Source organism: Colwellia sp. KU-HH00111, assembly GCF_040362745.1.
Taxonomy (GTDB): Bacteria; Pseudomonadota; Gammaproteobacteria; order Enterobacterales; family Alteromonadaceae; genus Colwellia.
The window spans coordinates 618,465-643,681 of sequence record NZ_BAABWO010000001.1 but is presented as its reverse complement, the minus strand read 5'-3'; the positions used below and the strand labels follow the sequence as shown (position 1 = coordinate 643,681).

The 25,217-nt window shown below is 39.5% G+C and carries 29 protein-coding genes; 1 reads left to right on the top strand and 28 read right to left on the bottom strand.

The window, feature by feature from the left end; translation table 11 throughout:
- Positions 1 to 65 precede the first annotated feature (65 nt).
- On the top strand, positions 66 to 218 hold the full coding sequence (locus ABXG98_RS02840; RefSeq protein ID WP_353537163.1) for a DUF2986 domain-containing protein: 153 nt from the start codon (positions 66 to 68) through the stop codon (positions 216 to 218).
- 100 nt (positions 219 to 318) lie between these two features.
- On the opposite strand, the gene hpf is transcribed toward ABXG98_RS02840, so the two are convergent.
- From hpf to fliL, 28 genes are all read right to left on the bottom strand, one after another.
- Positions 319 to 675, bottom strand: coding sequence for a ribosome hibernation-promoting factor, HPF/YfiA family (gene hpf / locus ABXG98_RS02835; protein WP_353537162.1), 357 nt, complete (start codon positions 673 to 675; stop codon positions 319 to 321).
- Between the two features lie 227 nt (positions 676 to 902).
- On the bottom strand, positions 903 to 1,388 hold the full coding sequence (locus ABXG98_RS02830; RefSeq protein ID WP_353537161.1) for a phosphatidylglycerophosphatase A family protein: 486 nt from the start codon (positions 1,386 to 1,388) through the stop codon (positions 903 to 905).
- 13 nt (positions 1,389 to 1,401) lie between these two features.
- A complete protein-coding gene (gene thiL, locus ABXG98_RS02825; RefSeq protein WP_353537160.1) occupies positions 1,402 to 2,376 on the bottom strand; it encodes a thiamine-phosphate kinase in 975 nt (324 codons plus the stop codon).
- Positions 2,377 to 2,414: 38 nt separating this feature from the next.
- Positions 2,415 to 2,831, bottom strand: a complete 417-nt coding sequence (gene nusB / locus ABXG98_RS02820) for a transcription antitermination factor NusB (RefSeq protein WP_353537159.1) — start codon at positions 2,829 to 2,831, stop codon at positions 2,415 to 2,417.
- Between the two features lie 10 nt (positions 2,832 to 2,841).
- Positions 2,842 to 3,306, bottom strand: a complete 465-nt coding sequence (ribH, locus tag ABXG98_RS02815; RefSeq protein WP_353537158.1) for a 6,7-dimethyl-8-ribityllumazine synthase — start codon at positions 3,304 to 3,306, stop codon at positions 2,842 to 2,844.
- Positions 3,307 to 3,409: 103 nt separating this feature from the next.
- Complete coding sequence (locus ABXG98_RS02810; protein WP_353537157.1) at positions 3,410 to 4,180, bottom strand: MlaA family lipoprotein; 771 nt, start codon at positions 4,178 to 4,180, stop codon at positions 3,410 to 3,412.
- Between the two features lie 142 nt (positions 4,181 to 4,322).
- Positions 4,323 to 4,787, bottom strand: coding sequence for a DUF2802 domain-containing protein (locus ABXG98_RS02805; protein WP_353537156.1), 465 nt, complete (start codon positions 4,785 to 4,787; stop codon positions 4,323 to 4,325).
- 71 nt (positions 4,788 to 4,858) lie between these two features.
- A complete protein-coding gene (locus tag ABXG98_RS02800; RefSeq protein ID WP_353537155.1) occupies positions 4,859 to 5,362 on the bottom strand; it encodes a chemotaxis protein CheW in 504 nt (167 codons plus the stop codon).
- A gap of 215 nt (positions 5,363 to 5,577) precedes the next feature.
- Positions 5,578 to 6,363: a chemotaxis protein CheW gene (locus ABXG98_RS02795; RefSeq protein WP_353537154.1), complete on the bottom strand. Its 786-nt coding sequence runs from the start codon at positions 6,361 to 6,363 to the stop codon at positions 5,578 to 5,580.
- Between the two features lie 51 nt (positions 6,364 to 6,414).
- A complete protein-coding gene (locus ABXG98_RS02790; protein ID WP_353537153.1) occupies positions 6,415 to 7,203 on the bottom strand; it encodes a ParA family protein in 789 nt (262 codons plus the stop codon).
- 61 nt (positions 7,204 to 7,264) lie between these two features.
- Entirely contained in the window at positions 7,265 to 8,275 is a 1,011-nt protein-coding gene (locus tag ABXG98_RS02785; RefSeq protein WP_353537152.1) for a flagellar motor protein MotB, read from the bottom strand.
- Entirely contained in the window at positions 8,272 to 9,018 is a 747-nt protein-coding gene (locus ABXG98_RS02780; protein ID WP_353537151.1) for a flagellar motor protein, read from the bottom strand. Before ABXG98_RS02780 ends, ABXG98_RS02785 begins: the two co-directional genes overlap by 4 nt.
- Positions 9,011 to 10,126, bottom strand: a complete 1,116-nt coding sequence (locus tag ABXG98_RS02775; RefSeq protein ID WP_353537150.1) for a protein-glutamate methylesterase/protein-glutamine glutaminase — start codon at positions 10,124 to 10,126, stop codon at positions 9,011 to 9,013. The genes ABXG98_RS02780 and ABXG98_RS02775 overlap by 8 nt, the downstream gene beginning before the upstream one ends.
- A 30-nt stretch (positions 10,127 to 10,156) precedes the next feature.
- Positions 10,157 to 12,313 (bottom strand): chemotaxis protein CheA, encoded by a 2,157-nt coding sequence (locus ABXG98_RS02770; protein WP_353537149.1) that lies wholly within the window; start codon positions 12,311 to 12,313, stop codon positions 10,157 to 10,159.
- Positions 12,314 to 12,326: 13 nt separating this feature from the next.
- Positions 12,327 to 13,070 (bottom strand): protein phosphatase CheZ, encoded by a 744-nt coding sequence (locus ABXG98_RS02765; protein WP_353537148.1) that lies wholly within the window; start codon positions 13,068 to 13,070, stop codon positions 12,327 to 12,329.
- A 104-nt stretch (positions 13,071 to 13,174) separates the two neighbouring features.
- On the bottom strand, positions 13,175 to 13,558 hold the full coding sequence (gene cheY / locus ABXG98_RS02760; protein ID WP_353537147.1) for a chemotaxis response regulator CheY: 384 nt from the start codon (positions 13,556 to 13,558) through the stop codon (positions 13,175 to 13,177).
- A gap of 57 nt (positions 13,559 to 13,615) precedes the next feature.
- The gene (locus ABXG98_RS02755; RefSeq protein WP_353537146.1) at positions 13,616 to 14,335 is read right to left on the bottom strand and encodes an RNA polymerase sigma factor FliA; all 720 of its coding nucleotides are present in this window, start codon (positions 14,333 to 14,335) and stop codon (positions 13,616 to 13,618) included.
- A gap of 81 nt (positions 14,336 to 14,416) precedes the next feature.
- The gene (locus ABXG98_RS02750) at positions 14,417 to 15,259 is read right to left on the bottom strand and encodes a MinD/ParA family protein (RefSeq protein ID WP_353537145.1); all 843 of its coding nucleotides are present in this window, start codon (positions 15,257 to 15,259) and stop codon (positions 14,417 to 14,419) included.
- 78 nt (positions 15,260 to 15,337) lie between these two features.
- Positions 15,338 to 16,903: a flagellar biosynthesis GTPase FlhF gene (gene flhF / locus ABXG98_RS02745; RefSeq protein ID WP_353537144.1), complete on the bottom strand. Its 1,566-nt coding sequence runs from the start codon at positions 16,901 to 16,903 to the stop codon at positions 15,338 to 15,340.
- A gap of 131 nt (positions 16,904 to 17,034) precedes the next feature.
- A complete protein-coding gene (gene flhA, locus ABXG98_RS02740) occupies positions 17,035 to 19,137 on the bottom strand; it encodes a flagellar biosynthesis protein FlhA (protein ID WP_353537143.1) in 2,103 nt (700 codons plus the stop codon).
- 130 nt (positions 19,138 to 19,267) lie between these two features.
- Positions 19,268 to 20,398, bottom strand: a complete 1,131-nt coding sequence (gene flhB, locus ABXG98_RS02735) for a flagellar biosynthesis protein FlhB (protein ID WP_353537142.1) — start codon at positions 20,396 to 20,398, stop codon at positions 19,268 to 19,270.
- Positions 20,399 to 20,412: 14 nt separating this feature from the next.
- Positions 20,413 to 21,195, bottom strand: coding sequence for a flagellar biosynthetic protein FliR (fliR, locus tag ABXG98_RS02730; protein WP_353537141.1), 783 nt, complete (start codon positions 21,193 to 21,195; stop codon positions 20,413 to 20,415).
- Complete coding sequence (gene fliQ, locus ABXG98_RS02725) at positions 21,195 to 21,464, bottom strand: flagellar biosynthesis protein FliQ (RefSeq protein WP_353537140.1); 270 nt, start codon at positions 21,462 to 21,464, stop codon at positions 21,195 to 21,197. Before fliQ ends, fliR begins: the two co-directional genes overlap by 1 nt.
- Positions 21,465 to 21,524: 60 nt before the next feature.
- On the bottom strand, positions 21,525 to 22,286 hold the full coding sequence (fliP, locus tag ABXG98_RS02720) for a flagellar type III secretion system pore protein FliP (RefSeq protein ID WP_353537139.1): 762 nt from the start codon (positions 22,284 to 22,286) through the stop codon (positions 21,525 to 21,527).
- 10 nt (positions 22,287 to 22,296) lie between these two features.
- A complete protein-coding gene (gene fliO, locus ABXG98_RS02715; RefSeq protein ID WP_353537138.1) occupies positions 22,297 to 22,842 on the bottom strand; it encodes a flagellar biosynthetic protein FliO in 546 nt (181 codons plus the stop codon).
- Positions 22,842 to 23,249, bottom strand: a complete 408-nt coding sequence (gene fliN / locus ABXG98_RS02710; protein ID WP_353537137.1) for a flagellar motor switch protein FliN — start codon at positions 23,247 to 23,249, stop codon at positions 22,842 to 22,844. The genes fliO and fliN overlap by 1 nt, the downstream gene beginning before the upstream one ends.
- An 84-nt stretch (positions 23,250 to 23,333) precedes the next feature.
- Entirely contained in the window at positions 23,334 to 24,398 is a 1,065-nt protein-coding gene (fliM, locus tag ABXG98_RS02705) for a flagellar motor switch protein FliM (protein WP_353537136.1), read from the bottom strand.
- Between the two features lie 143 nt (positions 24,399 to 24,541).
- A complete protein-coding gene (gene fliL, locus ABXG98_RS02700; protein ID WP_353537135.1) occupies positions 24,542 to 25,078 on the bottom strand; it encodes a flagellar basal body-associated protein FliL in 537 nt (178 codons plus the stop codon).
- Between the last annotated feature and the right edge of the window lie 139 nt (positions 25,079 to 25,217).

Below are 25,217 nucleotides of genomic sequence, written 5' to 3'. Positions count from 1 at the left end.
GCTTTGCTTATTAAACAACTTCCCAGGATAAATACCTCCTTGACTTAACGATAAGAACCGACCAAATGAACCGTAAGAAAAAGATTAATGACACGCTGAAAAAGAAGCAAAAAAAAGCCAACGCAAAGTTACACAAAAGTAATAAACCACGATATATCTCAAAAGCTGAACGGGAAAAATTAGCAGTATTGGCGCAGCAAGAAGCACAACAAGATTAAAACTGTACTACCATTAATTTGGTTAAAATAAACACAAAAAAAGAGCTGTGAAATTAATTCAACAGCCCTTATATGGTTTGCTCATATTAATTGAAAACTATTAAGCAAGATTCATTTCTTGTACTTTTTCATGAGCAATCTCAGGAGCCGTACATTGTGGTTTTGCATGTAAGTTGGCTTTTAATTGCCCTTTTCGATGTTTCAATGCAGCATCAAGTTTTTTTGCTGCACTAGCAATAGCTGGATACATGACGCCATCGACACCCTTGGTCGAAATTCGACTACCTTCATAACTGGTAGTTAATTCTACTTGGTGCTGATTGTGTTCTTTGGAAATAATAACATCTAAGGCTATTAAGGTTGGAAAGTGGTTTGCTATTTTAGAAAATTTTTCCTCGATATGTTCTTTTATGGAGTCGTTAACATCAACGTGATGACCTGAAAGATTTATTTTCATAGGTATTCCTTTTTTAACATTTACTTTAAACAAGTACTGTGAACTATAGCTAAAAGCTAAAGCGTGAGGGTTAAACCTTCTTTGCCCTAATAAATAGCTGAGGGTAAAAAAATAAAAAACAAGTGATCGCTGCTTTTTTTTTACCTTCCACCTAAAAATAGCGTAAAAGTTGCAAGAATACTATTGATAACGGTCAATAAATTGAAGGAAAAGACTAAAAAAACAAATTAAAAAATTAACTGCATGATAACTAAAGCAAAGACACCGGCAAGAATATCATCAAACATGATACCGAAACCGCCTGACATGTTTTTATCAACAAAAGAAATGGGCCAAGGTTTAAAAATATCAAATAAACGAAACAATACAAACCCCACTAGCACACTTTGCCAACTCACTGGAACCATGAACATAGTGATAAAAAAACCAACAAACTCATCCCAGACTATGGCAGGGTGATCATGAACACCAACATCCGTTGCAGCCTTACCGCAAATATAAATGCCAGCAATACTCATCACTAATATCGCAATAAAGTAAGAAACAGGGCTTAATAAGGCTAAACCTAAAAAAACAGGGATCGCTGCTAACGTACCAAAGGTTCCAGGTGCTTTGGGCGCTAAACCACTACCAAAACCCAACGCTAAAAACTGAACGGGATGTTTGAGGTTAAAGGTAACCTTAGACTCTACTTTGGATTGTAAATGGCTCATATTAATTTACGTGTTAACCAGTTTCTTTCGATGAGAAGTGTTCAAACCCTGAGCCATTAATTGAGACAGGCTTATTGTTTAACGTTGTTGAAATGGTTCGGGTTGCATTCATTTGCCCGATACAAGTAACAGCAGCGCCGGCATGAGACAACGCGGTTTCCATTGCAACCTTGTTATCTTCAGATACAGTGAATAATAATTCATAATCATCACCACCATTAAGGGCAAGCAAAATGGCATCATCAAATAGCTGAGAATTATTCATTGCCTCAGACATAGGTATCGCATCTAACACTATATTAGCGCCAACATTAGATGCCTGACAAATATGCCCCAAATCAGCCAGTAAGCCATCTGAAATATCAATAGCTGAAGATGCATACTCTCGTAAGGATTGCCCCATCAACACACGCGGTTTAGGATAGTCTAGCTTTTGTTGTACCTGCTCAATAACATCGGCGTCGGTTAAAAACGGTTCATTATGATGTTGTAAAGCCAAGGCTGCATCACCTAGATCACCCGTAACATAAATCCAATCACCTGCTTTAGCGCCTGAACGAGACAGATACTTGCCTTCTGGCGTTAACCCTTGAGCGGTAATAGTGACACTTAATGGACCTTGGGTGGTATCGCCACCAACCAATTGCACATTATAGTATTCGCAGAGCTCAAAAACACCACTACAAAATTCACTGAGCCAAGTATCATTAACTTCTGGTATGGTAATCGCTAGAGAAATCCAACTAGGTTCAGCTCCCATAGCTGCAATATCAGACAAATTAACCGCTACGGCTTTATGCCCTATCGCCTTTGCTGAAGTACCTAACGGAAAATGAACCCCTGCAACCAAGGTGTCAGTAGTAATAACTACATCTTGCTTTTCAGTACTCGAAACCACTGCACAGTCATCACCAATGCCAAGCAACACATCTTTTCTACGTACTGCTTGCTGAGTAAAAAATTGTTTTATTATTTCAAATTCTTTCATATTTTTATGCGCTAACCACTTCCATGGGCAAAGTTATATTAGCCTTTTGGGCGAATCAACTTGACTGCTTTATCTAACACTCCATTGACAAATTTGTGGCTATCATCTGTTGCAAATAGTTTCGCTAATTCTATAGCTTCATTGATCACAACACGATAAGGCACGTCTTGACATGATGAAAGCTCAAATACCCCAACACGCAAAATTGCTTTTTCCACCTGATCTATATCATCAAGTGGTCGGTCAACGTGTGGGGTAATAGCAAGGTCTAATTGCTCAACATTAGTGGTTACACCGCGCAAAAGTAACTGAAAATACTCTATATCAAAACGGCGTTTACTGTTTTCAGTAATAAAATTAAGTTCAACATCGTTGACTGAGTTTTGGCTAATTTGCCATGAGTATACAGCTTGTACTGCAAGCTCACGTGCTTTTCTTCGAGGAGAAGGTTTCACAATAGCAATCCTAAATTTGAGAGAGAACGTTAACCATTTCTAATGCACCAAGCGCAGCTTCTGCACCTTTGTTGCCCGCTTTAGTACCGGCACGTTCAATGGCTTGTTCGATAGAGTCTGTAGTGATAACGCCAAAAGAAACGGGTATTTCAGATTCTAAACATACTTGCGCTAGGCCTTTATTACATTCCCCTGCAACAAAATCAAAATGAGGCGTTCCGCCACGAATAACCGCACCAATGGCGATAATGGCATCGAACTCACCTTTTGCTGCTAATTTTTTTGCCGCTAACGGCAACTCATAGGCGCCAGGTACACGAACGATAGTAATGTCATTATCAGCAACGCTGCCATGTCGTTTAAGCGCATCAATAGCACCATCTAATAAACTGTCGACGATAAAATGATTAAAACGAGAGACGACGATAGCGAATTTTTTGCCTTTTGCTTCAAATGAACCTTCAATGATATTCATCTATATATTTCCAATACTGTTTGGTTATAAAATTGGGGCAATTCTAACAAATTGCATTCAACTTCGGTACAAATTTATAGCTTTTAGCATTAAAATATTATAATCAACCACCAAATTCTTCTAATAAAGCCTCAATTTCAGCCTCTTCTTCTTCATCGATAACAATAGGAGGATTACCATCGTACAAGCGATAGTTCATATTTTGAAAGTAGGCATTTTTAATAAATTCATAGGGATCGGTTGATTCTTTTAGCAATTGTTCTTGATCACTAATTGACGCTCTTTTTTCTAAACCAATAACCCCTAACCTCACTATATTCGGCCAAAAGTCTATCACTGCTAGCGGCCAATACAAGCCATCAACATAGTCTCCCACTTCTTCACGTACCGAGCTAGGCCCTAATGCCGGAATAACTAAAAATGGGCCATCACTCACTCCATAACTGCCAAGTACTTCACCGAACTCTTCTTGAGATGACGACCATTGAAAGTCACTAGCGGGATCATAAAACCCTAAGAGTCCTATGGTTGAGTTTAGCAAAAACCGTCCGGTGTTTTTTGCTGCATCAGTAAATTTTAATTGCAGCAAATTATTAATAATACTTGATGGCTCATTTAAATTGAGTGCCATATTGTACAAACCGGTTCTTAAAAATGTTGGCGTGTATGTGGTATAAAATTCTGAGACAGGTTTTGCGACATACTTATCCGCATAATCCCAAGTAAATGTCCAGAAGGGTCTGTTAACCACTTCAAGTGGATCTCTTGAGTCCGCAATGTTTGTGTCAGACGCTGGCGTACTTGAGCAACCAGATAAAAGCACCATAACAGCCATAATGATTGTTCGAAAATAGGGTGAAACAAAAAATGTCACGGGACAAATTCCTTATGATAGATAAACAGTTAATTATAAAAAAATAGAACAAGGGTCGTGATTTGTTAGATTTAGAATTCTTGAAGGGCTTATTTACGTGTGTAATTAGTTCAAATTACCGTTTTTATGCAAAGAAAAACGGTCACTCGCTTTTTTTCTGATAAACCGATATCAGCATTTCCACCTCTGCAGGTGGTAGTTCACATTCTGTGACAATTTCTTCGATATCAGCGCCTCTTTTCGCCAATTTAATCGCACGGGTATAGAATTTATCTTCACCTTGGTCTGTTTGCAATTGAGCGATAAGCTCTTGTTGGCTGGTTATTTCTCCTTGCAGAGTTCTAATCCTATGCTCAAGCTGCTTTGAAACCAGTGCATTTTCAGTCATTGACTCATCATGCACTTTTGAAAGTTTATCAATCGCAGCTTTCATTTTTTCATGCTCTGATTGTAGATTATTGATCAGTATTTCTTGCGCCTGATACTGAGAAACAAACATCGCCAGCTTAGCCTTATAACGTGGTATGTATAGCAAAAAAATACTTAAGCATAATAGGCTAGCAATAAGCGCAACAACGGCAACAATAGGCACAGCTAACAAAGACATAAATTTGACAACCTAAAAAATGGAGCAATAATCTTCATAGTAATATATGGTAATAAGCCGTTTAAACGCTGTTAGAATTGTTTCAATTCATCCCATTCATCATCAGAAAGTAGTTTATCGAGATCGACTAAAATTAGCAATTCTCCATCGCGATTAGAAACCCCTTGTATAAAGCGGGCGCTTTCCTCATTACCAACATTAGGCGCATCGTCAATTTCTGACTCTTTTAAGTAAACAACTTCTGAAGCACTGTCAACCATGATACCTATAACTTGTTTCTCTGACTCAATAACCACCACACGTGTGTTGTCAGTCACTTCGCAAGACTCTAATCCAAAGCGGGCTCGGGTATCAATTACGGTAACAACATTGCCACGTAAATTAATAATACCAAGCACGTAGGCGGGAGCGCCAGGGACAGGAGCAATTTCACTGTAACGCAAAATTTCTTGTACCTGCATCACGTTGATACCATATACTTCATTAGCTAACTTAAATGTTACCCATTGAAGTACTTCATCTTTTGAATTTTTATTATCTTTTATCTCGCTAGAACTACTCATTTCATCAGACATACCACTTGCCTCTCAATTATTTAAAAGTTTTCAAACTTGTTGTTATTGTATACTTACTCATAAACCTACCTGCCGGTACTCAGCTTTTAGGACAAGTAAAACACCTATTGTAGTAGGAAATTTGCTGCCTTTTCTTTGACGTCAACCCTGTCTACACACGATATTGGTAATTTGCCTCACTACTTTTGAGTTTTCAACATAGTCAAGTTACATTATTAACCATCTTGGTTGATTCCGCTACCATCATTAAGTAATTGAATTAGCGAACTTACATCAAGTAAAGCACACATTTTATCTTTTACCAAGCCAGCTAACCAAGGTCGCTTGCTTGGTGCATCTAACCATTTCACTTCATCTTGCTGTAAAGTAATGGTATCAACCAAATTTTCAGCCGTTAAACCCCAAACACTATCACTGAGCATAATAATATATTGATACTCAAGGGAGCTTTTCATTTTCTCATCATATTTTTCTGGCATAACCCACAGCGCAGTATCTACAACATTAATTTTGTCATCGCGATGTAGCATCACCCCCTGAAACCAATTAGGTTTGCCCATCAACGATGTAATTTTATCAATCTTGTGAATCCCACCTAACTCGATTAAGGGCACAGCAACGGTCAATCCAGCAACATCAAAAAATAACGCTTGAAACTCACCTTGCCGATAAGGCTTGGTGCTTTTGGCGATTGCCTTACCGCTACTTTTGTGCGTTACCAAGCTTTCTTTTGGTTTTTCTTTAACCACCTGTTTAATGGCAATCTCTTGTTCTAAGCTTGGGGCTTGTATACTTTTTTGTGTGACCACCTCGTCCATGACTTCGAGATCTGCACTGACATTTTTCAATAATGCGGCTAAACGCTGTTTTTCTTCAACCTCACTATGCACCCTAGGCGCGGGTTTAGGCTGCACACTTTTTTGAGCAATAGGATCATCGTTCAGCAATTCTGACAAATAGTTTTTCATTACTTTTTTACTTGCTGCTAATGGTTTTGCCATCGACCTAATACTTCTTTAAAATTGTGTTAATACGGAAAATTTTCATACCAATTAATTTGTTGCGGCTAGCTTTAACGCCGTTTGTTTTAATAGGTAAGTGAGTAAACTTTTATAAGCCAAAACCCCTCGGGTATGTGCTGAAAAATCAGAGGGAACTTTTTGCGCTTCACTGGCATTTCTAAAATTGGTATCCACAGGAATAACCCCGGGCCAAACTTTTTCCTGATACACTTCTTGTAGCTTCTGATACGCTAATAGTGAGGCTTTGGTTCGCTTATCAAACATGGTTGGCACAATCGTATAGGTAAATGGTTCAGCCTGCTCAACTTGCATAAGATCTAAAGTCTTAATCATACGATCTAGACCTTTCAACGCCAAAAACTCGGTTTGCACCGGGATAATTATTCGACTAGAAGCGGCCAAAGCATTAACCATCAATACGCCAAGAATTGGAGGACAGTCCATTAACACATAGTCGTAATATTGAGATATTTTTTGCGTTGCCTTCTTTAAAATTAACCCCATTCCCCCTTTCGCACCGAAGGAACGATCTAGTGTTGCTAACCCCATAGTAGCAGGCAAAATATCTATATTAGTGTACGATGTTGGGCATAAACTTTGAAGGATTTGCTCTGTTGAAGACACTTCTACAAATAAGTTATAAACGCTCAGATCTAGATCTTCTGACTCTATACCAAAATAATAACTGAGCGAGGCATGCGGATCTGTATCGATCAACAAAACCTTTTTGCCACTCTCTGCCAATAAACCAGCAAGCGCTATGGTTGTTGTCGTTTTACCCACACCACCTTTTTGATTTGCAACTGTCCAAACTTCCAATGGTGATTCCTACTGCTATTAAAGCCTGCTTAATTACGTTTAACAACGATCACAGCGTGAATTAATTACTGCCATCATTTTGCTGTTGACTCTTTTGTTGCTGATTATTTTCTATAACAGCGTCATTTTCGCTACGTGTAGTGATTCGAATGCCTCCATTGGGTAAACGAATCACTTGAATTTGTTCGGCTTCTTCATTTGGGGCCACTACAGTTTTGTTTACATCAATCTCATCAATGTTTATGGTGGGAGTATTAATCAAATTAGATTGCTCTAAACCATATTTTGAAATTGCTACTACTACTTTTCTGTTTTTTGCCCGACCTTGTGCTGTTAAGTTATCCGCCGATGGATAATACTGTCCGTAGCCCTCAATGGCCATTCGAGCAGGATTCATTCCCAAACTTTCTAAGAGCCGTAAAATAGCCGTTGCCCGATACACTGATAATTCCCAGTTAGAGGAAAATATTTCGTTATTGATCGCCTGGTTATCAGTATAGCCTCTGACGCGGACAAAGTTAGTAACATCACCAATCACTTGATAAACAACCGTTAAAATATCTGTTGCTGAGTTAGTCACCGATGATGAGCCACTAGGGAACAACAAGCCACTATTGAGCTCTATCTCTAACCAGTCACCATCAATTTGCAATTGGGCAAAACCTGACTCAACTAATTCATACAGTGCACTATGGAGTGCCTCTTCTAGAGACGTTAAATTAGAGCCCACTTCTGCGTCTGAAATATTAGAAAGGGTTTGTTCTCCCTCCAGCAGCTCTGGCCCAGCCTCTTCGAGAATGGCGTTTCCAAATAATCGTTTATTGGTTTTACTGCTATTAACGTCAAGAATATCTTCGCCATGCCCGCGATTTTTGGGCTGTTCATCATTTGCCTGAAAAACGCGACCTACTGATTTAGTGATAGAATCAAACGGCTTTTCATTGACCATGGCCATCGCGTAAAGCACGACAAATAAAGCAAACAGCAAGGTCATGTAATCCGCATAAGAAACTAACCACCGATGCACATTATCGTGCTCTACACTGTGTCTTCTTTTACGCAAGCGATTCACTGTTCTAACCTGAATGCTGACAATTTGTTTTCAATGGCGTGAGGATTTTCACCATTAGCAATAGCAACCAGACCTTCTGAAATCATTTCTCGGTACATGGTTTGCTGATATATTATTTCTCTAATTTTATTAGCAACAGGCAAATAAAATAGGTTAGCAAAACCTACCCCGTATATTGTAGCAATAAAAGCAGTGGCAATACCTTGACCCAATAACTCTGGTTCGGTTAAGTTACTCATGGCATGAATTAACCCTAACACAGCGCCTAGAATGCCGATGGTTGGGCTGTAACCGCCCATAGATTCAAACACGTTAGCTGAGCGTAAATTATGCTCACGATATACATCAAGATCTAGTTCAAGGGAAACCCTGAGGTTATCAAGCTCTACCCCATCAGCTAATAAATTTAAACCTTTTTGGGTAAAACTATCTTCCTCATCTAATGCAATATCTTCTAACACCAAATAGCCTGACTCTCTTGCTCTAGACGCCCAAAAAACAACTTTATCAATTCCTTGCTCAATATCAAACTGCGGTGGCGTAAACACCCATTTTAGCAAAGAGAGCGCATGAAGAAACTGAGTATTTGAAGATTGTAACATCACGGCGCCTAAGGTACCGCCGACAACAATGATAAAGGCGGGTAACTCAAATAAGGCGCTAACAGCGCCACCATCAAGCATAAAGCCAATATAAATAGCTAAAATTGCAACAAGCAGGCCAGCAATGCTGAGCCTATCCATGCTTAATTTCTCTTAATATGGCGTTAGTCATCTCATCTAGGGGTAAGGATAACTGTGAAATTCCTGCTGTTGTTACGGCTTGAGGCATACCATAAACAACGCAACTTTGTTCATCTTGCGCCCAAATTGTTGCACCTTGTGCTTTTAACATACGAGACCCTTCTCTGCCATCAGCCCCCATTCCCGTTAATATTAAACCTAAGACATCTCCGCCAAACGTTTTTGCTGCCGAGCCAAAACTGACATCAACACTAGGTTTAAAGGTAATTTTTGCTGAAACATCATCAATAATTTTAATTTTAGATGCATTTTTCGTTCCAGCAACAATCATTTGACGTCCACCCGGCGCTAAATAGGCACAACCTGCTTTAAGAATATCGCCATCTACCGCCTCTTTAACATCAATCTTACATAAAGAGTTTAATCTGCTAGCAAAAGCTTGGGTAAAAGTTGCCGGCATATGCTGAATTAATATAATGGGCAACGGAAAATTTTTAGGAAATTTTGTCAAAATTTTCTGTAACGCTATAGGGCCGCCTGTTGACGTGCCAATAGCTAATAAACGATAGTCTTTACCTGAAGCTTTTTTAAACACTGAGGCCGGCTTGATGGGACTCTTTGCTGGTTTTGATAAGCCTGAAAATCTTGATGAACTAGAAGCGCCAATGTCTGAGCTTTTTTTCGCTGTATAGCGTCTTCTAATAAAGCCACTTTTTTTTGCCAACTGTATAACGCGTTGACGCAATAGGTTACCAGCTTCCTCACTGTTTTTTGCTATTTCGCTGAATTTTTTCGGTAAAAAATCTAATGCACCAGCTTCTAAGGCTTCTATGGTTGATTTTGCCCCTTGGTGGGTTAATGAAGAAAACATCAGGATTGAAGTTGGCGAGTTTGCCATAATTTTTTCAACGGCTGCTATGCCATTTAATATTGGCATTTCAACATCCATGGTAATCACGTCAGGTTTTAGAGCGCGCGCTTTGTCTACTGCCTCTTGACCATTAACCGCAACATCAACAACCTCAATAAGAGGGTCTTGGTTGAGTATATCAGTGACTCGTCGTCTAAAAAAACTTGAATCATCAACAACGAGTACTTTGTAGGTCATTTACTTCCTCTACTCTAATAACGCTAATCTCTATGAGCTCAGTTTTTTATTAATAGGTGATTTTCTTGCATAATATTTTAACATACTCGGTATATCGATAATAAGTGCAATACCACCATCACTGGTAATTGTTGCTCCTGCCATACCCGGCGTGCCATGTAACAATCTATCAAGTGGTTTAATCACCACTTCTTCTTGACCGATAAGTCGATCAACAACAAATGCAACTTGCTGATTGCCTAGTTGCACAATGACCACGTGACCTTGTTCACAAGATTTTTCTTGATAACCTCTCACCAACCACTTATCTAAATAAAACAGTGGAATAGCTTTTTCACGGACAATGATCGTCAATTGCCCATCGACTTTATTGGTATTAGTTAGATCTAAATGAAAGATTTCATTGACCGCAGCTAATGGCAAAGCAAACGTTTGTTCGCCAACGACCACCATTAATGTTGGTAATATTGCCAGTGTCAGAGGTACTTTAATTTCCAAAATGGTGCCAACACCCATTTCTGAATCAATATCAACAATACCGTTTAGCTGAGTGATTTTAGTTTTAACCACGTCCATACCAACACCACGGCCTGATACTTCAGAAATTTCGGTTTTAGTGGAAAATCCTGGCGCAAAAATCAAACTAAACGCCTCTTTATCAGGCATTTTTGCAGCTGCATCAGCATCGAGAACACCACGTTCAATTGCGATTTCTTTCAGCTTTTCGGCATTCATACCTGCACCATCATCTTTGATGGTTAATAAAATATGATCGCCTTCTTGCGAAGCTGTTAACATCACAGTCCCTTGGCGAGGTTTACCCATAGCCTCACGAACATCAGGCTCTTCAATACCATGATCAACTGAGTTACGTACCAAATGCACTAATGGATCTGCTAATGCTTCAACTAAATTTTTATCTAAATCCGTATCTTCTCCTTTTAACACCAATTGAATATCTTTCTTAAGGCTACGCGCTAAATCTCTAACCACACGAGGAAAACGACCAAACACTTTTTTAATTGGCTGCATGCGGGTTTTCATGACCGCGCCTTGCAAATCGGTGGTGACCGAGTCTAAATTCGATACCGCTTTGGTTAAGTTTTCATCGTCTGAAACAAGTCCTAAACTGGTTAAACGGTTTCTTACTAATACTAGCTCACCAACCATATTCATGATTTTATCAAGTCGTTTAGTATCAACTCTAACGGTGGTTTCAGCTTGAGGTGCAGCGGGTTGTGCAGCTTTTTTGGCGGCAACAGGTTTAGCTTGAGGTGCGGCTTTGGCGACTGGTGCTGGAGCAGGAGCCGCAGGTGTTTTAGCTTCAGGTTTGACAACGGGAGTTGGCTCAGGCTCACTTTGCTCACTGACTGACTCTGCTGCCACTTCATTTGGTTTAGGGGCATTACCCTTACCATGTAGCTCATCAAGTAAGCTTTCAAACTCATCATCGTCTATTTCATCAGAGGCACTAGTATTTGAGCTTGAAACGTCGTTGCTTACCTCTGGGGAAAACGCCCCTTGACCATGGAGCTCATCAAGTAAAGATTCAAACTCATCATCAGAAATATCATCTCCCGAATTACTCATCGGAGCTGTTTCAGCAGCAACCACTGGCGCTGATGGGCTACCACCACCATGAAGTTCATCAAGTAGTCGTTCGAACTCATCTTCGCTCATATCATCAGATGAGTCATCGCTAGACTGCGCTTCTGGCTCTGGCGAAGTATTCTCCACCGGTGCAGCAGCAACACTTACAGGCTCTGGTTCAGGTTCTACAGGTGCTGTTTCTTGACCTTCAGGCTGGCTTAAACGATGTAACTCTGCCAATAAAGCCGCATCAGCTTCAATCAATGGCTCTTTATTTTGTACTAAAACAAACATCTCATTTACAGTGTCGAGAGCTGATAAAATGGTGTCCATTAAATCGGCATTAACCGTTCTTTGCCCTGTACGAAGTAGATCGAATATATTTTCAGCACCATGACAAACATCAACTAGCTCATTTAAAGCAAGAAAACCTGCACCACCTTTTACTGTATGAAATCCCCGAAATATGGCATTAAGTAACTCAGCATTATCAATGTCATTTTCAAGTTCAACCAATTGCTCAGAGAGCTGCTCGAGTATTTCACCTGCTTCGACTAAAAAGTCCTGTAGAATTTCTTCATCCGCTTCAAACGACATTCGATAACTCCTGCTAAAACCCTAAACTTGATAAAAGATCATCAACATCGTCTTGATCTTCGACAACATCATCTCGATTTTCTGTATTAACGATTGGCCCTTCGACAAGATTATCACCAACGGATGGCAAACCGCCTTGTTGCATATTTTCTGCTGAAATCCCAAAGGCTGTTAACATGTTAATTAAACTCTCTTCAACCTCATGGACTAGATCAATAACTTTACGAATCACTTGTCCGGTCAAGTCTTGAAAGTCCTGTGCCATTAACACATCTGTCATCAGGCTATGGATATGTGAGGTTTCTTTGCCTGTTGTAATCAATAACTTATCAATGTCTACACATAAACGTTTAAACTCAACTAAGTCGATTTCATTATTCATCAATTTAGTCCATGAAGGATTAACTGCTTGAACTTGCTCAGCAATATTGTCAACAACGGGAAAAATAGATTCTACAGCATCCATCGTTTTATTAGCCGCTTCTTCCGTACGGGTAATAACATAGTTCAAACGTTCTTTAGCATCGGGTATATCGGCTGTTGCTAAATCATTTAATCGTGAATCAACTTGAAAATTTGTTAAAGAGTCATGGAGTTGACGCGTCAATTTACCAATTTCTGCAAATAGCTCAGAATTAATTGGGTTCTGAATGGTAGCAATTAACTCATCAGCCTTCTCTTGTTGACCTGTTTCAATATATTCAACCAAAGATTTTGCCTGCTCTAATGAGACTCGGCCTAACATTGACATACTCATTTAAAGTCCTTAATTTAAAAGTCCTTAATACGTAAACCATCACATGGCTAAATTTTATTAGTAAGCTCAAAAAGCCTGCTAGTAAAATATGCTAACAATACAAATCAGCCTAAACGTTCAAAAATTTTATCTAATTTAGTTTTCAACGTTGCTGCGGTAAATGGTTTAACAATGTAACCATTTACACCGGCTTGAGCAGCCATAACAATTTGCTCTTTTTTAGCTTCAGCTGTGATTAATAGTACGGGTATGTGAGCTAAACTTGCATCTGCACGTATTGCTTTTAATAAATCAATACCCTGCATGCCAGGCATATTCCAATCGGTGACAACAAAGTCAAAACTACCACCTTGAAGCATAGGTAAGGCAGTGTTGCCGTCATCCGCTTCTTGAATGTTGGTGAAGCCTAAATCGCGTAACAAATTTTTCACTATACGTCTCATGGTTGAAAAGTCATCAACTACAAGCACTTTCATATTTTTATCCAAGGCACCCTCCGGCGAAACATTCAAAATTATTATTGGTTAACATAATTATTATTTTACTCAATTTTGCCAAGATTGCATACGAGCTTTTAATCGATGCATTGCTTGACTATGAATTTGGCTAACACGTGATTCGCTTACATCCAGTACTTGACCGATTTCACGTAAATTCAATTCTTCATCATAATACAGTGACAGTACTAAAGCTTCTCGCTCGGGTAAAGTGCTAATACACTCTGTTAACCCTTTTTTAAAAGCTACATGCTCTATGCTTTGATATGGATCATCACACTGATAGGTATCGTCAAGCTTAAGTGCATCTTCACTTACACCTAGGTCATCCAGTCCAAGTATTTTACCTGTACTGACCTCACTTAATATATGATGGTACTCATTTACTGAAATATCAAGTTTTTCAGCAACTTCTACATCAGTAACATCACGCCCTAATTCAGCTTCTAGCTGTTTAATCGCGTCACTAACCATTCGGCTATTTTTATGAACAGACCGTGGAGTCCAGTCTCCACGGCGTATTTCATCTAGCATTGAACCTCGAATTCGAATGCCTGCGAAGGTTTCAAAACTGGCCCCTTTGCTACTATCAAAGTTATTAGCAGCTTCAAATAAACCTATCATACCTGATTGTATTAAATCATCGACAATAACACTCGCAGGTAATCGAGCTAACAAATGATAAGCTATACGTTTGACCAATACAGTGTGCTGTTCAAGCAGTACTGTTTTATCAACTGGATTATTATAGGCCTTAGCTTTTACCACTATTTATTTTCCACCTAGATTATTATAGAAGATTTTTACACTGTTTTTTATCTATATTAAAGAATTAATCTGCACTAAACTTTAATAATCGAGTAACTGTTCAATAAAAAACTCTAAATGCCCTGATGCTTGATGAGGAATTGGCCAACCAGATATTTCACTTGCTAAACCTTTAAAGGCTAATGATGCGGGAGAATTAGGAAATGCTTCAACAATTGCTTGCTGCTTACGTACAGATTTTCTAATATTTTCATCAAAAGGCACCACAGCAACAAGTTCAAGGGCGACATCTAAAAATCTATCAGTCACTTTAATCAGTTTGGAAAATAATTGTTGGCCTTCTTTTGGATTGCGCACCATATTAGCAACCACTTTAAACTTTAATACCCCATGATCTCGACTTAACAACTTCATTAATGCATAACAATCAGTAATCGAGGTTGGCTCATCACAAACAACGAGCATGACATCTTGTGCGGCACGAGTAAAACTTAGCACCATATCAGAAATACCTGCTGCGGTATCAACAATTAGTACATCAAATTGGGTTTGCATTTCGCTAAAAGCGCGAATTAAGCCAGCGTGTTCTGGTGGTGTTAAGTCAACCATAGACTGAGAACCGGAAGTGGCTGGTATAATTTTGATATTGGCTGGACCATCAATGATAATATCGTCTAGCTCACATTCGCCAGATAACACATGCGAAAGATTACGTTTAACCCTTAATCCTAACATGACATCAACATTAGCTAAGCCTAGATCGGCATCTAGGACTAAAACTCGCTTACCTTGTTGCCCGAGTGCAATAGCCGTGTTTAATGAGACGTTAGTTTTACCTACTCCCCCTTTTCCACCTGAAACTGCTATTACTTTAACTTTTTTTATGTCCTGCATTTTTCTTAAGCCGCTCGCTTGATCTGCCATTTATATACTACTTCTTATATTATCCCGTTACTTTAATTAAGGATACTTTAATTAAAAAAACTGCTAATAATAATATCTCTACATCGTGGCGGCCGGTGCTACTGGCATTGGTCGCGCTGATTGCTGGCTATAGATTACATTATTATTTGCTGACTTTATTGCCATTTTATCAGCAAGCGTTACCAATTTCTCTGCATTTGCAACTTTAATATCTTCTGGCACTCTTTGTCCATCAGTAAGATAACCTATTGGCAGGCCATTTTGAATTGATGTTGTAATTATTTCACCAATACTGACGCTTTCATCTAGTTTAGTATAAATACTGCCAGATAAAGGGACTTTTTTAAAGCGAATGACATTTTCTTGCATTACTTGTTGTTGGCTGTTGGCTGCAAGCACTAAATAATTTCTGATACGCACGCGGGTATTAGACATTAAACTAGCTAAATTTTCTGCTAAACGTACATCTCTTTGCCCCATACCTGCAGTATCAATTAACACTAATTTTTTTTGCGAAAACTGTTGAAGCAATAAATCTAAGGACTGACTGTCTTTTGCTAGTTTAACTTGACACCCTATTATTTTTCCATAGGTAGCTAACTGTTCAAACCCCGCAATTCGATAAGTATCGGTAGAAATAAGCGCAACTTGTTCATGACCATGGATTTGTGCAAAGCGTGCGGCAAGCTTTGCAATGGTAGTGGTTTTACCTACACCCGTTGGTCCGACTAAAGCAACAACGCCTCCCCGGTGAATAATATCATTTTGTGTTGTATTGATTTGTTCACTAATTAGTTTTTTTGCCTGTTGCCAAGCCTCAGATTCATTATATTGTGCTGGCACATAGCCAGCAATTTGATCGGCTATCTGTTCATTCAAGCCCAACGCTAACAAACGTGTAACTAATACCGCTCGTTGTGGCTCTTTTTGTGCCATATCCTGCCACATCAGCCCAGACACTTGGTGCTCAAGCAACTGTCTGATAGAAGCCATCTCTTGCTGCATTTTGTCAAAATCGTGTTGGCTAACCCCGCTAGTGTGACCTCTGTGTTGCGAAGTCGCTTGCTGAGCTTGTAGTTTTTCCCTCATTTGCTCTGCTTCAAGGCTACTCATATGCTCGGGAAGATCATCAACCTGTTCACCAGATCTTTCAGTAGTATCAAAAGGGGCAGGAATAGTTCCATCCGGTTTTGATTTTTTTAAGCGCTGAGTAAAGCTGCGTAATTGTGCTTCTATTGTGTCATCGTGCTCTGCAACCGATGAAACAACTTCTTGGGTGACTATAGACTTGCTAGCAGCAGGTACTTCCTCTGACTGCTGAACTTGACGATTAAGTAATGCTGATAAACTATCAGCAGGAGCAGCACTTTTTTCAGGATTAGAGGCTGATGACTCACTGTTGGTTGCAGTCGATGAGCTAGCAATACTAACAACATCACTTGTGATTTCTCGTTCGCCTAACGGATCGGTTTGGGGCTTTGTGCTTGGCTGAGGTACCGGTTGATTATAATCAACAGCCGCCATCAATTCGACACCTTCAGGAATTTTTTTATTAGACATAATAACTGCATCTACGCCTAATTCTTCTTTAATTTGTGCTAATGCGCTACGCATATCTTTGCCAACAAAACGTCTAATTTTCACAGCTAACCCCTTATTTAGTGACGAATTTTTTAGTAGAAAGTTGCAAAGAATAAATTTCGCTCCTCAATACCTCATTTGTTCGTTACTTGTCTTAATCGCTACTTCTCTTGCTTGAGTCTCAAACTTTTAACTTACTGCCCGATAGCACTAACAATTTTAATTTGTTTATCATCAGGTATTTCTTGATAAGAAATCACTCTTAACCCTGGTATGGTGTACTTAATAAATTTAGCTAATACACTTCGCAAAATACCAGATGTTAATAAAATTGGAGTATCACCCGCTAATTCTTGCTGTTGAGCACCCTCGGTTAATGATTTTTGTAAGCGTTCGGCTAATCCAGGCTCAATGCCTGCACCGTCATCTCCGGCCATCTGCATTGACTGGTGCAACATTTGTTCCAACTCAGGCGCCAAGGTTATGACGGGTACTTCAGATACTGAACCAACTAAGTCTTGAATGATGAATTTTCGTAAGCTAATTCTAACTGCCGCAGTTAACACTTCAGGGTCTTGGCTTTTAGGACCATACTCTACCAGTGTTTGCACAATGGATCGCATATCTCGAACAGCAACACCTTCGTTCATTAAGCTTTGCAATACTTTCACCACCGTGCCTAGGGTTAACGTGTCAGGAATAAAACCTTCAACCAATTTAGGGTATGTTTTGCCAAGCATGTCTAGCAGGTTTTGTACTTCTTCATGACCTAATAATTGTGAGGCATTGTTGGTTAATATTTGACTTAAATGAGTTGCAAGTACCGTGGCTGAATCAACGACGGTATAACCTAAGGTTTGTGCTTGCTCCCGTTGACTCTGTTGTATCCAAACAGCATCCAAACCAAATGCAGGATCTTTGGTGGCAACACCGTCTAACTTACCAAAGACTTGCCCTGGGTTTATGGCTAATTCTTGATCGTGGCGAATTTCAGCACTTCCTACAGTAACGCCCATTAATGATATTTGATAACTGTTAGGCTCTAAATCTAAATTGTCGCGAATATGTACTGCTGGCACTAAAAAACCAAACTCTTGAGAGAGCTTTTTCCGCACACCTTTAATTCGACTTAATAACTCTCCACCTTGCGCTTTATCGACTAACGGAATTAAGCGGTAGCCTATTTCTAGCCCTATAACATCTACATGATTGACATCATCCCAACCCAATTCTTTGATTTCTTCTTCTTTTTGTTGGTTTTGAACTTGCGTTTCTTGTGCTATTTTTTCTAATTCAACGGCTTTGGTTTCTTTATGCTTGCTGCCAAAATAAGCACTAACAGCAATTAAAACAGCAAAGAATAGAAACGCAAAATGGGGCATACCTGGAATCACCCCAATGACAAACATAACGCCCGCAGCAATATAAAGTGACTTTTTTTGCCCTAGTTGGCTGCTAACTTGATCGCCCATATCCTGCGAAGTGTTTTGGCGGGTCACCACAATGGCCGTTGCTACAGATAGTAATAATCCTGGAATTTGCGCGACTAAACCATCACCAATGGTTAATAGTGTATATATCTCTACTGCGCTATCGAAAGACAAATCATGCTGCACCATGCCTATAACTAAGCCACCAATAATATTGATAAAAAGAATTAGAATACCGGCAATAGCATCACCTTTGACAAATTTACTAGCACCGTCCATGGAGCCATAAAAATCAGCTTCACTGGTCACTTCAATTCGGCGTTCCCGCGCTTCTTCAGCATTAATAAAACCAGCATTCAAATCTGCATCAATTGCCATTTGTTTACCGGGCATAGCGTCTAAAGTAAAACGCGCAGTAACTTCAGCAATACGTCCAGCGCCTTTGGTGACAACTACAAAGTTGATAATAATCAAAATCAAAAATACCACTAAACCCACGGCATAATTGCCGCCAATGACCACTGAGCCAAATGCCTCGATTACTTTACCGGCAGCATCGGTTCCTTCATGTCCTTCAAGTAAAACAACCCGGGTACTAGCAACATTGAGCGCTAGCCGTAAAATGGTGGCAATAAGAATAACCGAAGGAAATGAGCCAAATTCTAACGGCTTTAAAGTGTATACCGTGATTAATAGCACCACCAACGACAGAGCGATATTGAAAGAAAATAGCACATCCAATAGCCATGCCGGCATAGGTAAAATAACCATCCCAAGAGCTGCCATGACTAATAGCGGCGTGCCTAGACCTGATATATGGGATAAGTTTTTTTTATTAAATTGGTTTAAATAGCCGGTTAGTTGCATTTGATACCGCTTGCTCGTTGTGATAATTATTTGACGCTAATGTTTGACGCTAATTGTCAATTTGCAAAAGCTGTACCAATAAAATAAGTAACTCAAATGGAAAGCAAGTAAAAAAACAAGTCAACGGGGATCAGTATTTAAACTCTTCAGGGATCGGTAAGGTTTTAGCTAATGGTGTCGGCCTTTTTCCTCGGCCTTTTTTATGTTCGTTTAACTGAAATATAAAGGCAAGTACTTGGGCGACCGCTGCATATAACTCTTCAGGAATATCTTGCTCCACTTCAGCGGTATAATATAGCGATCTCGCTAACGCTGGCGATTGGATAATTTCAACGCCATGCTCTTTGGCAATGGTTCGAATATGCATCGCCATTTCATCAAGCCCCTTGGCAACAAGCTTTGGCGCGCCACCAACATTAGGATCATACTTAAGGGCAACACTGAAATGGGTAGGATTAGTGATCACAACATCTGAATTTGGCACTTCGCTCATCATTCTCCGTTGTGACATTTCATATTGAGTTTGCTTTATTCGGCCTTTTATTTCAGGATTACCCTCAGTGCTCTTATATTCATCTTTTACTTCTTGCTTGGTCATTTTTAGCTGACGTGTGTGATTCCATACTTGGTATGGCGCATCAATGGCAACAATAATGCCGATAGATAAGGCTAATGCTAAAAACATCCACAACAACATAGTCACAGCATGATCAAAATTGATGGGAATAGCTTCTAAACTTAACCCTAGAATTTGTTCAAATAAACCACTGAGCAGCGTAAATGCAACAAAGAATACTACAAAAAATTTGAGAATAGACTTTAACAATTCTACCGCTGCCTGAACCCCAAACATGCGTTTAAAACCTGCTAAGGGTGAAAGCCTATTCGCCTTAGGCGCCATTGCTTCCCAAGAAAACGCCATCCCACCTAACATGGTATTACCGATAAAAGCGGCTAAGATAATGATAAAAAAAATAGCAAGCATAGGAAAAACAACATTACTTGCTCCGCTTAACACCACATTAGATAAAGCATGCACATCCATAGTTTCTTGGCGACTTAAGGTGAACAAGCGTTTCATCATTGTAGACAAAGCCTGTACTAAGCTACTGCCCATAAGCATCATGGCAACGGCACTGCCAACTAACACAAACATAGTCCCTAAATCTTTAGAGCGTGCTATTTGACCTTTTTTTCTAGCATCGGTGAGCTTCTTTGCCGTTGGTTCTTCGGTTTTTTCCCCACTATCTGACTCAGCCATAAACGTCTACCTTATCACCCTGCCTGACAATCAATAAGGTAGCAGCTAAAATCTAATGCTCGTTGCCATTGCAATTCAAAGTGAGTCAAAAAGTTACCAAACGTCAACCACATAATTAATAACCCTGCCATCATTGTAATAGGGAAGCCAATAGCAAAAATATTTAACTGCGGTGCTGCGCGGGTCATAATACCAAAAGAAAAGTTAATTAATAACATGGCTGTTAATGGCGCAAGTGCGAGTGATAAAGCGGTAGCAAACATCCAACTTCCCCACAGCACTATTTCTTTGTATTTAATACTGGAAAACTGCTCATTTCCTATGGGTAAAGTATCAAAGCTCGCGGCTATAAATTGCAAATAGGCGAGATGACCATCCATTCCCCAAAAGAGTAGCGTAGATAAAATTAAGAAAAATTGCCCTACTGCCGGTACATTCATACCACTTGCCGGATCAACTAAGGAGGCAAATCCTAAGCCCGATTGCATTGCGATTATTTGCCCTGCTAAGGTAAAGGTATTTACCACCATTACTGTAATAAAACCTAAACTAATGCCAATAAGCATTTGTTGACCAATAATCATAAACGTAGGCAAAGAGAGCAGCTCATCCACTTTGCTTGGCGGAATTGCCGGCATAATAGCAATAGTGAGCGCCACACATAAAAAGAGCTTAATGCGAGTTGGTGTCGTCCGTGCGCCAAAACCTATCATGGTCATTACTAGGGCAGCGATGCGGGTAAACGGCAAGATAAAATCGGCCAGATATTGATTAACAACTGACTCGGTGAACTCCATCAGCTTACAACACTCGGAATACTAGCAACCAATCTAAACGTGTAATCCATTAACTTTTGAATGCCCCAATGGCCGCCATAAATTAACGCCAGTAAAGTCACTATCAAACGAGGTAAAAAGCTTAATGTTTGTTCATTAATTGAGGTTGCAGCTTGAAAAATAGCAACGAGTAAACCAACAAATAAGCCTGGCAAGATCACGGCACTCACCAGTATTATCACTAATAGCAATGCATCTCTTAATATGTCAACAAAGACTTCTGGGCCCATTTTTCACTCTCTTATGACCAATATAACCATGAATGACATCCACGGTTCACCTAGCTAAATTTAATTCCCTAGACCATAGCTGGTTGCAATAGTTCCTATAACTAAATTCCAACCATCAACTAATACAAACAGCATTAGCTTAAAAGGCAATGATACGATCATAGGTGATAACATCATCATCCCCATCGCCATCAAAATACTAGCAACAACTAAATCAATAATTAAAAAAGGAATAAATAAGATAAACCCAATTTGAAATGCCGTTTTTAACTCGCTAATAATAAAAGCAGGTATGATAACTGTCATAGGCAAGTCTGTCGGCTTATCAACCGCTTCGAGTCCCGCCATCGAGGCGAGTGTGTCCAAATCCTTTAATCGGGTCTGTTCAAGCATAAAGGCGCGTAATGGTACTTTACCTCGATCTATAGCTTCTACAGACGTTAACTGCTTAGCTAAATAAGGCTGAATTGCAGTTTCGTCAATTTGGTTATAAACCGGCGTCATAATAAACAGCGTCATAAACAAGGTTAAGCCAATAATAACTTGATTTGACGGCGTTTGTTGCAAGCCAAATGCTTGTCTTAATATGGCCATGACCACAACAATACGGGTAAAAGATGTCATCATGATAACAGCAGCAGGTATAAAGCTGAGCGCTGTCATAAACATTAATATTTGCAAGGTCACTGAATATTCTTGCGAGCCATCGGCATTAGTGGTTAATTTCAGTGCTGACATAGATAAATCGTCTGCAGCAAGAACACCGCTACTTAAAGGGGTGACGAATAATATAAGTAAAATTAACCAAACCGTTTTTTTCATAATTGTTGTGTTAAGTATCGTTTGTTGTTTTGTTGGTTGTTACTGCGCTATCGGTATTCTTTTTATGATGACTTTTCTGTAAAAAAGACAAAATATTTGCCGAGGCAGTTAACGGTGTACCGGTTTTAGTTTCAATCGGCTGTTGTAACGTTTGTAGTAAAGTTATTTGTTGAGCGCAAACCCCTAAAACCAATTGTTGCTCGCCTATTTGTACCACGACAACTCGCTCTTTGGCTCCTAACGATAAATTGGCGATCACCTTAAGTTGGCTTGAATCTTGTTGTGCCAGATTAAAACGCTTTAACACTAAAGCACTGATAATAATTAATGCGAGCACCATTAACAATGACATAATCATACTAGCAGCATCCATGTTAGCCATGACATGTTTTCCCACTTCAGGCGACTGTACGGCTAATGTTTCAGGTGCGCTTGCCCCAGCTTGCGCCACTTCAACAGAGGGACGGTCATTTTCAGTGTTGATTGCTTGTGCTATAGAAGCTGTTGATAATAAGTACAGGCTCACACCGATAAAAAAAACAAATATTCTGGCCATTATTTTAATTTTTTTATCCGCTCAATTTGACTTATTACATCAGTTAACCGAATACCAAACTTGTCATTCACAACCACAACTTCACCATGAGCGATTAAGGTGCCATTGACTAATACATCAAGCGCTTCACCAGCAACGCGATCAAGCTCAACTACAGAGCCTTGATTGAGCTGTAATAAATTTCTGATACTAATATCACTGCGTCCCACTTCCATAGAAATGGTCACAGGAATATCTAGAATGGTATCCAGTTTTCGTTTTTCTTCACCAGTAATAGGTGACTCATCTTCTGTTAGCTCTTCTAACTCAATTGCCTCAGCATTATTAGATTTTTCCGCCGAGGCTTCAGCTTGCTCATCGAGTGCCTCGTCCCACATGCTTAAATCTTCATCATTGTCTTCACTCATACCGCTTGCCTCTATTGTTCAATTTTTTACAATTAATGTTGCACATTTGATGTTGTTAAAATATTGTGGTTACTTAGATAATGATTACAAATCATCTTCTAGTAATTCTAACTCTGCATCACTATCTAAGCGTTTTCCGCCTTTGGTTAAAATAGTAAGTTCTGATTTAACAGATTCTGGACGCTTAATTTTTTCTTCAATTTTTATGGCGACATTCTCCCTGCTACGTCCTAATTTAGCCCTAAATGTAGGTAAATCTTCAATTAAAACGGTAATATGATCTGGCATTTCTATCGGGATAATATCTCCAGCTTGCAGTTCCATCACTTGGCTTAGAGGAATATCAACTTCTAAAAATTTAGTATTAAGTGCTACCGGCACATCCATAATTTCATCTCGAAGCGCTTTAGACCAGCGCATATCCGTATCTTCTTTATCACTTTGTACACCAGCATCAAGAAGTTCACGAATAGGCTCAAGCATTGAGTAAGGCAAAGCAATATGGAAATCACCACCGCCGCCATCTAGCTCAATATGAAAAGAACTTATTACAACAACTTCCGTTGGACTAACAATATTTGCCATGGATGGGTTAACTTCTGAATCTAAGTATTCAAAAGAAACATCCATTACCGGTGACCAAGCTTCTTTGTAATCTTCAAAAATTAGCTTTAACAGCATTTGAATGATTCGGCGTTCTGTTGGGGTAAATTCTCGCCCTTCAATTTTAGCATGATAGCGACCATCACCGCCAAAAAAATTATCAACCAAAATAAACACTAAGCGTGCTTCCATGGTAATAAGACCGGTTCCCTTTAATGGACGAAAACGCACCATATTCAAACTAGTGGGTACAAATAAGGTATGAATGTATTCACCAAATTTGATCATTTGGATACCGTTTATAGACACTTCAGCAGTTCGACGCATCATGTTAAATAAACTGATTCGCATATGACGAGCAAAACGCTCATTAACCATTTCCAAGGTTGGCATGCGACCACGAACAATGCGATCTTGTGATGAAAAGTCATAGTCGGAACTGCCACCTTCATCCTCGGCAAACTCCTCGTCTATTTCCTCTTCTTCAACATCATCAACACCGTGTAATAACGCGTCAATTTCGTCTTGGGATAATAAATCACTCACTCGTCATTCTCTTATTCAGTTTGACTATTAATCGGTATAGGCCATTAGGTTTGACATTCACCACCCTTTATTAACAGGCCCTTCATTCAATCTAGTCTATTGATTGTTTGAACATTTTTAGACATCTATTTAATCACAGCTTTTTACTGCATCACAAAGCCTGTAAACAGTACTTTTTCAACTGTTTCTTTATTTTCAAGATCTTTCATCACTAATTGCACTGCCGTTAGTGACTTTTGCTTTAAAGCGTCTTTACCTGCACTGGTTGCTAGGTCATCGGCATTACCTTGTGAGAACACATTCAACAAAGTGCTTTCGATTAACGGTACATTCATTTTAGCCAGTTCTTCGTTTTCGCTGCCGCGCACCAATAGTTGTACCCGAATTTCGACAAAGCGATCACGGGCCGCTCCAGGCACATTAAATCTAAAAGGCCTAGGCATAGGAACATATAAGGCTGTTCCTACTTGAGCGCTAGCGCCTTCTTCCCCAGCTGCTGCCTCTCCTTCAGCTGATTCTCCTGATTGCTCAGCGGTTACCGCACTATCACCACCCATTAAAAAGAAGTAGCCACCACCGCCACCGGCAAGTAACACCACCACGGCAATGATTATTATCAACATTTTTTTCTTTTTGCCGCCACCGTCTATTTCTAAATCAGCTTCTTTTTCTTCAGCCATAAGATACCTGCATTTTTATAAATTGATATTGTTCAACTATATCGTTGAATAACACTTACGCCAATCTGTTTCAGCTACTTAATGTTATTTAGGTGAATTTATCTGCAATTTAGCCAATATTTTTGCCTTGGTACCATTA

Bases quoted from the DNA above. Each gene is read 5' to 3' on its own strand.
- ABXG98_RS02840 (WP_353537163.1), top strand. From the start codon at position 66: ATGAACCGTAAGAAAAAGATTAATGACACGCTGAAAAAGAAGCAAAAA.
- hpf (WP_353537162.1), bottom strand. From the start codon at position 675: ATGAAAATAAATCTTTCAGGTCATCACGTTGATGTTAACGACTCCATA.
- ABXG98_RS02830 (WP_353537161.1), bottom strand. From the start codon at position 1,388: ATGAGCCATTTACAATCCAAAGTAGAGTCTAAGGTTACCTTTAACCTC.
- thiL (WP_353537160.1), bottom strand. From the start codon at position 2,376: ATGAAAGAATTTGAAATAATAAAACAATTTTTTACTCAGCAAGCAGTA.
- ribH (WP_353537158.1), bottom strand. From the start codon at position 3,306: ATGAATATCATTGAAGGTTCATTTGAAGCAAAAGGCAAAAAATTCGCT.
- ABXG98_RS02805 (WP_353537156.1), bottom strand. From the start codon at position 4,787: ATGTCTTTGTTAGCTGTGCCTATTGTTGCCGTTGTTGCGCTTATTGCT.
- ABXG98_RS02800 (WP_353537155.1), bottom strand. From the start codon at position 5,362: ATGTCTGATGAAATGAGTAGTTCTAGCGAGATAAAAGATAATAAAAAT.
- ABXG98_RS02795 (WP_353537154.1), bottom strand. From the start codon at position 6,363: ATGGCAAAACCATTAGCAGCAAGTAAAAAAGTAATGAAAAACTATTTG.
- ABXG98_RS02780 (WP_353537151.1), bottom strand. From the start codon at position 9,018: ATGGATAGGCTCAGCATTGCTGGCCTGCTTGTTGCAATTTTAGCTATT.
- ABXG98_RS02775 (WP_353537150.1), bottom strand. From the start codon at position 10,126: ATGACCTACAAAGTACTCGTTGTTGATGATTCAAGTTTTTTTAGACGA.
- ABXG98_RS02770 (WP_353537149.1), bottom strand. From the start codon at position 12,313: ATGTCGTTTGAAGCGGATGAAGAAATTCTACAGGACTTTTTAGTCGAA.
- ABXG98_RS02765 (WP_353537148.1), bottom strand. From the start codon at position 13,070: ATGAGTATGTCAATGTTAGGCCGAGTCTCATTAGAGCAGGCAAAATCT.
- ABXG98_RS02750 (WP_353537145.1), bottom strand. From the start codon at position 15,259: ATGGCAGATCAAGCGAGCGGCTTAAGAAAAATGCAGGACATAAAAAAA.
- flhA (WP_353537143.1), bottom strand. From the start codon at position 19,137: ATGCAACTAACCGGCTATTTAAACCAATTTAATAAAAAAAACTTATCC.
- flhB (WP_353537142.1), bottom strand. From the start codon at position 20,398: ATGGCTGAGTCAGATAGTGGGGAAAAAACCGAAGAACCAACGGCAAAG.
- fliR (WP_353537141.1), bottom strand. From the start codon at position 21,195: ATGGAGTTCACCGAGTCAGTTGTTAATCAATATCTGGCCGATTTTATC.
- fliQ (WP_353537140.1), bottom strand. From the start codon at position 21,464: ATGGGCCCAGAAGTCTTTGTTGACATATTAAGAGATGCATTGCTATTA.
- fliP (WP_353537139.1), bottom strand. From the start codon at position 22,286: ATGAAAAAAACGGTTTGGTTAATTTTACTTATATTATTCGTCACCCCT.
- fliO (WP_353537138.1), bottom strand. From the start codon at position 22,842: ATGGCCAGAATATTTGTTTTTTTTATCGGTGTGAGCCTGTACTTATTA.
- fliN (WP_353537137.1), bottom strand. From the start codon at position 23,249: ATGAGTGAAGACAATGATGAAGATTTAAGCATGTGGGACGAGGCACTC.
- fliL (WP_353537135.1), bottom strand. From the start codon at position 25,078: ATGGCTGAAGAAAAAGAAGCTGATTTAGAAATAGACGGTGGCGGCAAA.